This is a genomic window from Rhodobacteraceae bacterium D3-12 (assembly GCA_025916135.1).
GTDB lineage: Bacteria > Pseudomonadota > Alphaproteobacteria > Rhodobacterales > Rhodobacteraceae > JAKGBX01.
In genome coordinates this window covers 4161380-4173119 of record CP104793.1, presented here as the reverse complement: position 1 = coordinate 4173119, position 11740 = coordinate 4161380, and the positions used below count along the sequence as shown (strand labels likewise).

Here is an 11740-nt window from a genome sequence, read left to right as displayed (position 1 = left end):
CGTTGTGTTAGTGGGGTTCGCTTTGCTCGCGCTGAACCTGACGTGGCGGGCCGATGACGGGGCGCAGGCGAAACCCAACGAGCGTTGCGCCGCCAGCAAGCGGTGTGACACGGCATTCCAATGGCGTTCCGGTTTTCATGGTAATGTCGGCAAACCTCTCAGAACGGTCTGTTGAGTCGGCCAGATAGTCGCGCAAGCGGTGCCAGAACGGATCGTTCCCGGCGGTGGACTGCCAGTGGCGCAGAGCATCGCGTATGGTTACATCTGCGAAGCTTTTGTCGGGGTCGAACATCCACAATTCCCGATACGTTTTGTTAGAGCTGGTCAACGTGCCGCTTGCCGAGAACACGACAATTGCCTCGTCGAGCGTATCAATCACCGCCTGCCCCAAGCTGAGCTGTGTGCGGAAGCGCCGGGTGAGCGAAATTTCGGCGCTGATGTCTTCGAACAAAAGGGCGATAGCCCCGTCCGGGTGGGGCCGCCCGGTGACGCGGTATGTCAGGCCAGAGGGCAGCGTCCATGTTTCCTGAAACCGGCCATCGACTGAGGCAATAACGAGATCGGTGATCTGTTGTCGCCAATTGGCGTAATCCTTGGGCTCTGGCATCATGCGCGTGTCGCGCAAGCGGTCAAAGAAGGAGACAAGCGTAGGCTGTGCCGACAGGAATTCGGCGGAAAGGCCAAGAAGGTCAATCAAGGCGGGGTTGAACAGGGCGAGTTCGCGGTCGCGGTCAAAGATCGCCAGACCGGCAGAGAGTTGCGCGAAGGTTTTGGTGAGTGTTTGAACGAATTTGCGCTGGGCGATCTCGGCGTTGATCACTGCATCAATATTGGTCGCAAAATTCAGGTTGGCGCCGTCTTCCGACTTGGTTCGGGTGACGTTGTACCAAATGGCATCGGTGGTGTTTTGCGGTTGAACCATGATGCGTTTGTTTTCTGTGCCGGAGTCGAGGCTTTCTGAAAATTCAAAGCTCTGAATTTTGGAATCCGGGCTGTTCGGGTCGGTTTTTGCGCGTAAGTCGCGATAGGCGGTATTGGACCAGTCCAGCTCGCCGCGATCAGATAAAACCCAAAGCGGGTAGGGATAGAGGTTGGTGGCTTTGCCCACACGCCGCAGCATTCGGCCATGTTGTATGCGAAGGTGCCGGTCGGCGACGGATGCGGGCGACGGGTCTTTGATGCCAACGCGTAGCTTTCCGTTTGAGAGGGTAAGCGTGACAACGGCCGGATCGTTTTCTTTGTCTGTGGGCAATTCGGTTGGTGCAATTGCAGCGGCGGCTTTGGCGTCACGCGGAAGGCCGGGAAAACGCAAAACGAGCGCGCGGCGCATGTGATGCCATAGCAAAGGGTTTCTTGAACCGACCTCGCGCAACACGTCCATGCCTTCTCCGGTGGCATCGACCAAATCGTCACCGTCGAACAGGTAAAACACCCCGTCGCCCCGGGGTGTCAGGTGACTGTTGTAGCGTCGATCCAATTGGCTAATCAGCCAGAGTGTTGCGAAGGCCACAGCCAGACAGATGCTGGCCAAGCCCAGAATTGTTAAGACGTTCAATCCGTCCCCCGGTTGAGTTCAGTCCCCTTTGCTCAGCTTGCGCCCGAAAGATTAATAGATTATTAATTCGGCGCGCCTGATCAGGATTGCAGGGGTTGGTTTTCGCGGTGCTCAATCTTGTGATCACCAAACCGGGCATCAATTTTCGCAACCGGCCAACTTACCATGACAAGCGCGCCGCCGCGCTCGCCACGCGGTTGGTTTGAATGAAGCGGGTCAGTTCCATTGGCAAACCGCAGTTCGGCACCGCTTCGTTCCAAAAGGGTTTTCGCAATGAAAAGCCCGAGCCCCATGCCTTCGTAAGCGGGGCGCAACGCGCGTTGTGCGGTGGAGCGCCGGGCGCGCATAAACGGGTCGCCGATCCGACCGATCAGGTGGCTTGGATAACCCGGCCCGTCATCTTGGACCCGGATGGAGATTTGGTCTTCGGTCCAAGAACATTCGATCCAGACATTAGCCTTTGCGAAATCCACCGCGTTTTGGATGAGGTTGCGCAAGCCATGCACAATTTCGGCCCGCCGAAGGATCATCGGTTGCGGCAGAGACTGCGGCATTGGCGCGGTTTCGAAGTGAACGGTTTTGCCGCGGTCCAGATGCGGGCTTGCGGCCTCCTCTACGACGGTGGTGAGGGGGGCCTGCTGCATATAGAGGTCTTCTTTGCCGGCGCGGCCCATGGAGTGCAGGATGTCGCGGCAGCGGTTGACCTCTTGCCGGATCAGCGCCACGTCTTCGAGCAGGTCGGGGCTATCTTTGAGGTCTTCCATCAGCTCGGAGGAGGTGAGTTTGATGGTGGCAAGCGGCGTGCCCATTTCATGGGCGGCGGCGGCGACTACCCCGCCGAGATCGGTGAGCTTTTGTTCGCGGGCGAGCGCCATTTGAGTGGCTTGCAAGGCGTCGGACATGGAATGCGATTCCGAGGCGATCCAGCGTGCGTAAACCGCGAGAAACACAATGGAAATCACGATGGCGATCCAATTGCCGAACACGAAAAGATCGCCGACCTGAAGAACAAACCCATCCGTGGTTTCAAGCGGCAGATGGAACCGCGCCAGAAGCGTGACCAGCAAGATGGCAATCGCCCCGAGCACCACGGTCGAGCGCGTCGAAAGGGCGGCGGCGGACATTGTGACCGGGCCAACGACAAGGATGGTAAACGGGTTGTGCAGACCGCCGGTCAGATACAACAGCGCGCAAAGCTGTAAGAGGTCAAACAGCACGGTCAAAAAGTTTTCCCGCTCTGTCAGGCGCTTGGTTTCGGGAAAGATGAACAAGGCGGCGAGGTTGGCGATCACCGAGAGGCCGATCACCATGTAGCACAGGCCGATTTCAAGCTTGAGGCCGTAAAACTTCTGACCGATCAGCAGAGCGGCAATTTGTCCTATAATCGCGGCCCAACGCAAAAGGATCAACGTACGCAGCCTGATCCAGTTGCCGCGCTGCCTTCCGTCGATCAGCCCAAGGGACGTGTCGCTCATATTATGCCTGTCTTTGGTTGCATCGCCGTGGTTGATTGTTAGATGTGTCCTGCAATCCGATCAATGGCGGGTTGCGCGGGTCAGGAGGAACGGCGGGATGACGAAATTCTATGCATGGATCGCAGTGGCGGTCGCGGCGGTGGTGTCGGTGGCGATGGTGGTGATGACGATGACCACGCGGGACGGTGACAAATACGCCCAGTGCCGCAGCACCAAGGTTGCCGGAGAAGCGGCGATTGGCGGGCCCTTTAACCTGATTGACGAGAACGGCAAACCGGTGACCGAAAAGGATGTTATCGACGAGCCGACGCTGGTCTATTTCGGCTATACTTTCTGTCCTGATGTCTGCCCGTTGGACAATCAGCGGAACGTGGAAGCGATTGAAATCCTTGAAAAAGGCGGCATGAGTGTAAAGCCGGTGTTTATCTCGATCGACCCGGCGCGCGACACGCCCGAAGTGTTGCGCGACTTTACCGACAACCTGCATGATCGCATGCTTGGGCTGACCGGAACCGAAGAACAGGTGCGGGCAGCGAGCAAGGCGTATCGGACCTATTTCAAGAAGCAGGAGCCGGAACCGGGCGACGAGGAATTCTACCTCGTTGATCATTCGACGCTGAGCTATTTGATGTTTCCCGGTGAAGGGATGATCGAATTGTTCCGCCGCGATATGGGGCCGGATGATATGGCCAAGCAGATCGGTTGCTTTCTGGACGCACGGTAAAGTTAAACGCCAGAGTCACCTTCGTTTGACGGGTGACAAAGCGCGAGATAACATCCACTTAGGTATCGCACCAAGAGGAGGATAAGGGCTTGGCTGACGACCAGATCGACATCGGAGAAGACAAATCGCTTCTCATTCTTGACGATGATGAGCCCTTCCTTAAGCGGTTGGCCAAAGCCATGGAAAAAAGGGGTTTCGAGGTTGAAACCGCCGGATCCGTCGCGGCCGGTAAGGCGATTGCGACGGCGCGGCCACCGGCCTATGCGGTGTGCGATTTGCGGCTTGAGGATGGCAACGGGCTCGACGTGGTCGAGGTGATCCGCGAGAAGCGGCCCGACAGCCGGGTCGTGGTATTGACCGGATACGGCGCGATTGCGACGGCGGTGGCGGCGGTCAAGATCGGGGCGACCGATTACCTGTCCAAGCCTGCCGATGCCAAAGACATCATGCAAGCCTTGCTGGCGGACGAGGGCGAATTGCCGCCACCGCCGGAGAACCCGATGAGCGCGGATCGCGTGCGCTGGGAACACATCCAGCGGGTCTATGAGCTGTGTGATCGCAATGTGAGCGAGACGGCGCGGCGGCTGAATATGCACCGGCGGACCTTGCAAAGAATTCTTGCCAAACGCAGCCCGCGTTAACGATCGAATCAGGGTCGAAAAAGGGGGTGACTCCCGGCTGACTCTTGGCTGACATCCGGCTGCCGGGCGCGGCGGAGTGGTTAACGCGCGTAAACCTTAACGCAGCGCACGCTTTGGTCAGCGCAGATCGTAGCGTTTGGAAATTTTCGACACGATGAGGCCATTGCCGAGCGCGACGTTGTCATCGCGGGTCCAATTTTCGAATCCGCGGGATTGGTAATAGGCCAGACCGCCGGAATTGTCGGCGCGGATGGTGGCGTTGATCCAAGCATAGCCGAGGGCGCGGGCGGCGGATTGGGTGGCGGTGAACAGCCGCGAGCCGATCCCAAGACCGGTCTGGCCGACGCGCACGAAGGTGGCGACATCGCAAGCCTCAGGCGGCAGGTTGTCGTGTGGGCCGATGAACTGGAAGCCGAGCAGCGTGCCGCCGGAATCTTCGGCGAGATGCCAAGCGGAGCGGGTGGCGTTGGTTTGCATCCAGCCTTGCAGATCGCGGGCGGTGACGGGGTCGGTTATCGCGGTGGTGCCGCCCCGCGCGATGATGGCGTTGAGGAGATCGGCCATGGCAGAGGAGTCAATCGGACCAGCGCGGCGGATGTGGATCATGGGGAGAGAACCTATTTGGAGAAACCGAGAAGATGCGGCGCGAAGCCGGGGCATTGTTAGCCCCTGGGCGGACGATCCAGCATTTGTAATAAAACGCTTTATGCCTGCCAAGTCTTCCCAAAGAACGAATGTCTCGCTGCTCTCACACAATCGTCAGCCCGTGGGAGGGGCTGACGATGGCCCGGCGGCCTGCGGCCTTGTTCCGGGCGTGGTAGTTGTTCAAACCGGGGTTTCCGCTGTGTTAGAGACTATATTTCCGCCAGAAGCGTTTCGTGCCGTGCGGTGAAATCGCGCCGCACGTCGACCGGCGGGCGCAGGTGGATGTCGAGCCCTTTGGTCAGCGCGGGATCGGGTTTGCCAAAGATCTTGTCAGCCTCGGCCACGGTGAAGCCGGCGATTTGCGTCGCTTCCATCCAAGCCGAGACACCATCGGCGCGCTTGATCTGTTTCTTGATCTTGACCGGCGTGGCCGCAGGCAGGCCAAAGCGGATGTGAATCGCCGCCATCAACCGGTCATCCAGCGCGCCATAGCTTGGACCGACCGCCGCCTTGACCGGCGAGATCATGTCACCGATCACATATTCCGGCGCATCATGCAAAAGCGCGGCGAGACGCCATTTGGGAGCGATTTTAGGCTCTAACCTTGCGAAAATCGTTTCAACCAGCAGGGAGTGTTCGGCCACGGAATAGGGCCAGTCGCCATGGGTTTGCCCGTTCCAGCGGGCAACAAAGGCGAGCCCGTGGGCGATGTCTTCGATTTCGATGTCCATCGGCGTGGGATCGAGCAGGTCGAGCCGTCGGCCGGACAGCATGCGTTGCCATGCGCGGGGTTGTTTCATTGCCTGCTCTCCTGCTGTGATAGGCATATGCCTAGCGTCGGGATGCGGGGCTGTAAACTGTGCCAAGAGCCGGGCAATTGCGGTGTGAATCCGTCGATAAAAAGACATGCCCCATTTCCGCCACATTTGAGGCATGAGTTGACCACAATCGAGGCGCAGCATGGCCTTGTTCGGATCACCAGCTGCCAATGGATGATATGGACGCGCCCGGCCAATCTCTCTCGGGTTGCTTCATGTTGTCTTGATCCCTTTAAGTAGGATCCCTTTGATATGAAGGGGGCGCCGGTCATTTGTTCCTCCAACGGGCGCCCCTTCGTCAAAGAAAGTAGAAGGAAGGGTAGAGCCGTGTTGAGACGATTGATTGCCGCTGGCCTTGGACTTGGGGCCGTGATTACCGCCATTCCAGCACATGCCGCAGACAATTGTGCCGAGCGCGCGCAGGTGGTGACGCGCCTTCAAGAGCAATATTCAGAACAGTTGACGGCGGGCGGGTTGCATGGCCAGACGAGCAAGACCTCGGTTGTTGAGGTGTGGTCCTCGCCCGAGACAGGCACATTTACCGTGATGGTGACCGATGCGCAGGGCCAGAGTTGTATCGTGGCGACCGGCACGGATTGGTATGCCCAGAACGCAATGGCGTTGAGCGAAGATACGGCAAGTTGACGCGATCGCCTTGCGGCAATGTTGTAGCAATAGAAAATAGATGATACGGCCCTGCGTGACTGACCTTTTTTCACGGAAGCCGAGACATGTCTGCTGATTACATTGTAAAAGATATCGCCCTTGCCGAGTATGGCCGCAAGGAACTTAATATTGCTGAAACCGAGATGCCGGGCCTGATGGCGCTGCGCGAAGAATACGGCGACAGCAAGCCGCTTAAAGGCGCGCGGATTGCTGGTTCGCTTCATATGACGATCCAGACCGCGGTTTTGATCGAAACGCTGGTGGCGCTGGGTGCTGATGTGCGCTGGGCGAGCTGCAACATCTTTTCCACGCAGGACCACGCGGCGGCGGCGATTGCCGAAGGTGGCACGCCAGTGTTCGCGGTCAAGGGTGAATCGCTGGAAGAATACTGGGACTATGCCGACCGGATCTTCATGTTTGAAGAGGGCGGCTGTAACCTGATCCTGGATGATGGTGGCGACGCGACCATGTATATTCTGATCGGGGCGCGGGTTGAGGAAGGCGAGACCGACCTGATCGAAACCCCGCAGAGCGAAGAGGAAATCTATTTCTTCAAGCAGATCAAGAAGCGCATGGCCGAGACCCCCGGTTGGTTCGTTAAGCAGCGCCACATGATCCAAGGTGTATCGGAAGAGACCACCACCGGTGTGCACCGTCTGTATCAGCTGATGGAAAAAGGCCACCTGCCGTTCCCGGCGATCAACGTGAACGACAGCGTGACCAAGTCGAAGTTCGACAACAAATACGGCTGTAAAGAGAGCCTTGTTGACGGTATCCGCCGTGCGACCGACACGATGATGGCCGGTAAAACGGCGGTTGTTTGCGGTTACGGTGATGTTGGCAAAGGCTCGGCTGCGTCGTTGAGCGGGGCCGGTGCGCGGGTGAAGGTGACCGAGGTTGACCCGATCTGTGCGCTTCAGGCGGCGATGGACGGGTTTGAGGTTGTGACGCTGGAAGATGCCGTGTCGAGCGCGGATATCTTCATCACTACCACCGGCAACAAGGACATCATCCGCATCGAGCATATGCGCGAGATGAAGGACATGGCGATCGTTGGTAACATCGGTCACTTTGACAACGAGATTCAGGTCGCGGCGTTGAAGAACCACAAGTGGACCAACATCAAGGAACAGGTGGACATGATCGAAATGCCAAGCGGCAATCGCATCATTCTGCTGTCCGAGGGCCGGTTGTTGAACCTTGGCAACGCGACGGGTCACCCGTCGTTTGTGATGTCCGCAAGCTTTACCAACCAAGTGTTGGCGCAGATCGAGCTTTGGACCAAGGGCGATGAATATGGCAACGAGGTTTTCGTTCTGCCCAAGCATCTGGACGAGAAGGTGGCCAAGCTTCACCTTGATCGGATCGGTGTGAAGCTGAGCACGTTGAGCAAGGATCAGGCCGATTACATCGGTGTGAAGCAGGACGGCCCGTTCAAGCCCGAGCACTACCGCTACTGATCCGTCGAGACGGTTTGAAAGAATTGGAACGGCCACCTGAGGGGGTGGCCGTTTTTTTGTTGCGTCACCCCGCGCGGTGCTTATGCTTTTTGGAAAAGTGAGGGGTGCGGTATGCGGTTTCTATCTATGTTTGCAGCGGGCGCGATGGTGGTCGCCTCTGGTTTGGTCACGCCCGGCGCGGTGCAGGCGGACGGGAATTTCAAGCTTCACGCGCGGGGAGTGACGATTGACGGGCTGATCGGGCGCACGCTTGTCGGGGTGACGCGGAGCAATTCGAACATCTGGAGTGTCTCTCTCGGCCGCGATGGCACCGCGCGATATCTCTATTCCAACGGCGAGCGCAGGACCGCGAAATGGCGCAAACGCAGCCGCAATATCATCTGTTTTACCGGGTTGATCCAGAGTTCGCCGAGCAAGGAGATCTGTAAGCTGGCCCGTGCGCATGGGCGCGGGTTGGATTGGCTGACGGTCCGGATCACCGGCAAGACGGAAAGCGGCACGATCAAATACGTTTCAACCAAAAAGGGCGAGACGCGGGGATCGTCGCAGATCGTTTACTCTGTGCCTTTTGGCGCGCGTGTATCGCAGATCAAACCGAGCGCGAACATTTACAATTTTCGCGGCAAGGCCGTCATCGGGCGGACGTTGAAGGACAAGGAGATCTGGGCCGCCGAGATCAAGTCGAACGGGCGGTTGTCCTTTGCCTATGCGTCGGGCAAGCGGTTTACCGGCAGCTACAAGATCAACGCGGGCGCGATGTGTTTCACTTTTCCCGGCGTGCCACAGTTTGATTCCTGTCACCGTTTAGAGCAGCGAAACGGCAAGCTGTTGTGGAAGAACACGGCCACGGGAGGCGCGATTTCCGAGGTGGTCTTTACGCACAAGCTGGACACGCCCAAGGTGATGCCGAAGCCCAAGGCGGCACCGGCCCGCAAAGCCGAGCCGGTTTTGACATCGGGGCCGAACGCGTCGATGCTCGGCTCGACCGTGGGGTCGGATTCGGGGTCGAATTCGAGCAGTTCCACCGCGCCGAAGACGAGCGTCACGACGCCCACGCAGACGGGGAACAAGAACCTTGTCGGAAACCTCTCGCTCTCCAATGGCGCGCATATGGCTGTTGCGTCGCGGGCGGGAAATCTGGCGGTGGTTCTGACCAAGAAGCCGACGAAGATCTCGCTTTATTCGCTACCCGGGCGCTATCGCATTGGTGAAATCGTCGGGTCGTATGATCGGGTCGCCATGGATGGTGAGCGCAATATTCTGGCCATTCGGCGGTCGCGAATGTCGCTGTTTTCGCTCAAAAACGGCGCCCGCACATGGACGCAGACGATTTTCGGGCGCGGGTTGTTGGCGGCGGAGTTTGTTGGGGCCGACAACAGGTTTGTGGTGCTGGGAGATGCGAAAGGACAGCTTTCGCTGCACGAAAGGTTGACCGGTGCGCAGCTGGAATTGAAGAAGACCGGCACGTCGATCATTGACATCCGGACGCTGCCGAGCAGTTCGCGGTTTGCCACGCTTGCCAAGGATGGCGTGATCACCGGATGGCAAGTCGGCCCCAGCCGTCGGTTGATGAAGAAATGGACCCTGAAAACCGGCAAATCCGACGGGGTCATGTTTGATCTGACCGAAGGGTCGCAACACCTTGTCGTCGGGTTTCGCAACGGCGACATGCGGATTTATGACGTGTCGGAGGCGCGGCCCGAGCTGCTGCGCGATGCCAAGAAGGTTGTGAGCCGGATCGACTCGCTCGAGCTTGCGCCGGGAGACGGGAGCGTTGCGGTGGCCGAGGGCAGCCGGATTTATCTGTTGCCTTATCCGGCATTGATCAAGGCGCGTGCGCCGGTGATTACGGGTCGCAACCTGAGCGCGCCGCATGTGTTTAGCGCGGAGGGCGATGTTTTGGCGCTGTCGGGTGGGCAGGTGAAATTGTTTGCGGCCAGCGGCGCGCGGGCGAATGACCTGCGCCAGCGCGGCCACCTGAAACTCGGCGCTGACAAGGTGCTCGCCACGGGTTTCCGCACGGCGCAGAAGGCCGAAAAAACCCGCCATAGCAGGGTCTCGGGTCAGGCGAGGGCCGCCTTTGATCGGGGCGATTGCGACGCATATGTCAAGCTGCGCGCTGAGGTGGGTGTCACGCTTACCAAGCCGGCCTGTCTTCGGATGTATGCCAGCGCCCAGTTGCGCAAACAGTTCAAGGCCAAGATCGCGGCGCTTGATTGTGATGGCGCCGACCGGATCGCGCAGAAGAGCAAGAGTTCGCTGCAGCGCAAGCAGGTGGCCGAATGCCGCAAAAAGGCGGGGAACAACGTTGATTTGCGCCGCTTTCAGCAGGCAAAGGCCGACGGAGATTGTGATCTCGTCGAGCAGCTTTGGGCGAGGGTGGGTGGATCGCCGGCGGATGTGACGCAATGCCGCGACGCCAAAAAGCCCGCGCCCGCCGCATCCGCGAGGACGCTGTTCTTTGCTGCGGTTAAGAAGGAGACGTCGCGGGATTATCGCGGGGCGATGGCGCTCTATCAGGAAATCATGGACACGTTTCCCGAGGATAGCCTTGCCATTGATGCGGCGAAGCGGATTGTCGAGCTAAACGACAAAGTGCAGGAGTAAGGTCGGCCGGGGGGAGTTTGCGACAAGTTTTCCCTTTGTGACGGGCGGCGGAATCGCTAGTCTCCCCTCAGAGCCGATCATGGTAAATTCAACGGGCGGAAACGCCACACAGGTGGGAGACCAGACTATGGGAAAACGAGACGAACTGATCGCGAAATACGCGGAAGATCTGAAGTCCAAATGCGGAATGACGCCGGACATGGATCTGCTGACCAAGGTAACGATCGGCTGCGGCCCGGCGATTTACAACGCCGATGCGTCGACAGTTGCAGCGAGCCAGGACAGCGAGCTTGAGACCGTCAAAACCAACTTCCTTGTGAAGAAGCTTGGGCTTGCGGATGGTCCGGCTCTTATGGATGCGATCAAGTCGGTTCTTGAAACCTATGGCATGAGCGAGCGCAACAAATACCGCGCGGTGGTGTATTACATGCTGGTCAAGCATTTCGGCAAAGAGTCGGTATACAGCTAAGGCTTTGTTGAAGCTGAGATGATCCGAAAGCGCCCGCATGCGATGCGGGCGTTTTTCATTTGTAGCGTATTGTCGGTATTTGGAATTTGCGCGGCGCAGAGAATGCGCGTATGCCTGTCACATCCGAGCCAGGACGGCCGGACCCAGTTTTAAGAACACGTGTGGTGAGTAGGGAGCACGTGGGGAAACGGAGGGTTCAGCGTGTCCGCGGGGCCCTCCGTTATTATTACCGGCAATCGCTCGGTCTTCGCGTTTCAGAACAGGTTGAGCACGAGGCCGATCACACCGCACCCAAAGGTCGCATAGCCGCCGTCGATCAGAGTTAGCTTGAACGGGCGCATGCCGTAGGCGTTGTTGATCATGATCCATGGCGAGATGAAAAACGCGCCAACGCCAAGCCCGCCAATCAGCCCTTTGATCGCCGTATCAATCCCGGCCATAGCAAAGACGTGGCGCATCATTCCGGCGACAACAAGCATTGCGATCCCGGCAAGAAGGAAGGGCAGGAGGCTGCCGCCCTTGGGTTTGCCGGTTTCGTCAACCTCGATCCCGGTGGCGTCGAGCCAAGGTTTGGACAGGCCCATGTACCAGAGCGCGCCGAACAGAAAGCTGGCGGCGGCGGCGACACGAACGGTGATGATGCCCATGGAAATTCCCCCGATTTGTGCAACTATCGCTGG

Annotated in this window: 11 protein-coding genes; 6 read left to right on the top strand and 5 right to left on the bottom strand. The window is 58.5% G+C overall.

Features of this window, described 5'->3' with window-relative positions:
• Window positions 1-7 precede the first annotated feature (7 nt).
• Entirely contained in the window at window positions 8-1555 is a 1548-nt protein-coding gene (locus N4R57_20470) for a PAS-domain containing protein (protein UYV37293.1), read from the bottom strand.
• Window positions 1556-1635: 80 nt separating this feature from the next.
• On the bottom strand, window positions 1636-3030 hold the full coding sequence (locus N4R57_20465) for an ActS/PrrB/RegB family redox-sensitive histidine kinase (GenBank protein ID UYV37292.1): 1395 nt from the start codon (window positions 3028-3030) through the stop codon (window positions 1636-1638).
• 97 nt (window positions 3031-3127) lie between these two features.
• Between N4R57_20465 and N4R57_20460 the strand changes: the two genes are divergently transcribed.
• Both N4R57_20460 and N4R57_20455 read left to right on the top strand, forming a co-directional pair.
• Window positions 3128-3754, top strand: coding sequence for an SCO family protein (locus tag N4R57_20460; protein UYV37291.1), 627 nt, complete (start codon window positions 3128-3130; stop codon window positions 3752-3754).
• Between the two features lie 89 nt (window positions 3755-3843).
• A complete protein-coding gene (locus tag N4R57_20455) occupies window positions 3844-4395 on the top strand; it encodes an ActR/PrrA/RegA family redox response regulator transcription factor (GenBank protein UYV37290.1) in 552 nt (183 codons plus the stop codon).
• A gap of 117 nt (window positions 4396-4512) precedes the next feature.
• Here N4R57_20455 and N4R57_20450 read toward each other — a convergent pair whose 3' ends face one another.
• Both N4R57_20450 and N4R57_20445 read right to left on the bottom strand, forming a co-directional pair.
• Window positions 4513-5001: a GNAT family N-acetyltransferase gene (locus N4R57_20450; protein UYV37289.1), complete on the bottom strand. Its 489-nt coding sequence runs from the start codon at window positions 4999-5001 to the stop codon at window positions 4513-4515.
• A gap of 248 nt (window positions 5002-5249) precedes the next feature.
• Entirely contained in the window at window positions 5250-5840 is a 591-nt protein-coding gene (locus N4R57_20445) for an HD family hydrolase (GenBank protein ID UYV37288.1), read from the bottom strand.
• Between the two features lie 345 nt (window positions 5841-6185).
• On the opposite strand from N4R57_20445, the gene N4R57_20440 reads away from it, so the two are divergent.
• From N4R57_20440 to N4R57_20425, 4 genes are all read left to right on the top strand, one after another.
• A complete protein-coding gene (locus N4R57_20440) occupies window positions 6186-6503 on the top strand; it encodes a hypothetical protein (protein ID UYV37287.1) in 318 nt (105 codons plus the stop codon).
• Between the two features lie 86 nt (window positions 6504-6589).
• Complete coding sequence (gene ahcY, locus N4R57_20435; GenBank protein UYV37286.1) at window positions 6590-7984, top strand: adenosylhomocysteinase; 1395 nt, start codon at window positions 6590-6592, stop codon at window positions 7982-7984.
• Between the two features lie 111 nt (window positions 7985-8095).
• Entirely contained in the window at window positions 8096-10591 is a 2496-nt protein-coding gene (locus tag N4R57_20430; protein UYV37285.1) for a hypothetical protein, read from the top strand.
• A 127-nt stretch (window positions 10592-10718) separates the two neighbouring features.
• Window positions 10719-11060 carry a DUF2853 family protein gene (locus N4R57_20425; protein ID UYV37284.1) on the top strand — a complete coding sequence of 114 codons (342 nt, stop codon included), beginning with the start codon at window positions 10719-10721 and terminating at the stop codon, window positions 11058-11060.
• A 254-nt stretch (window positions 11061-11314) separates the two neighbouring features.
• Here the strand turns inward: N4R57_20425 and N4R57_20420 are convergent, their stop codons facing one another.
• Window positions 11315-11707, bottom strand: coding sequence for a DUF1761 domain-containing protein (locus tag N4R57_20420; protein ID UYV37283.1), 393 nt, complete (start codon window positions 11705-11707; stop codon window positions 11315-11317).
• Window positions 11708-11740: the final 33 nt, after the last annotated feature.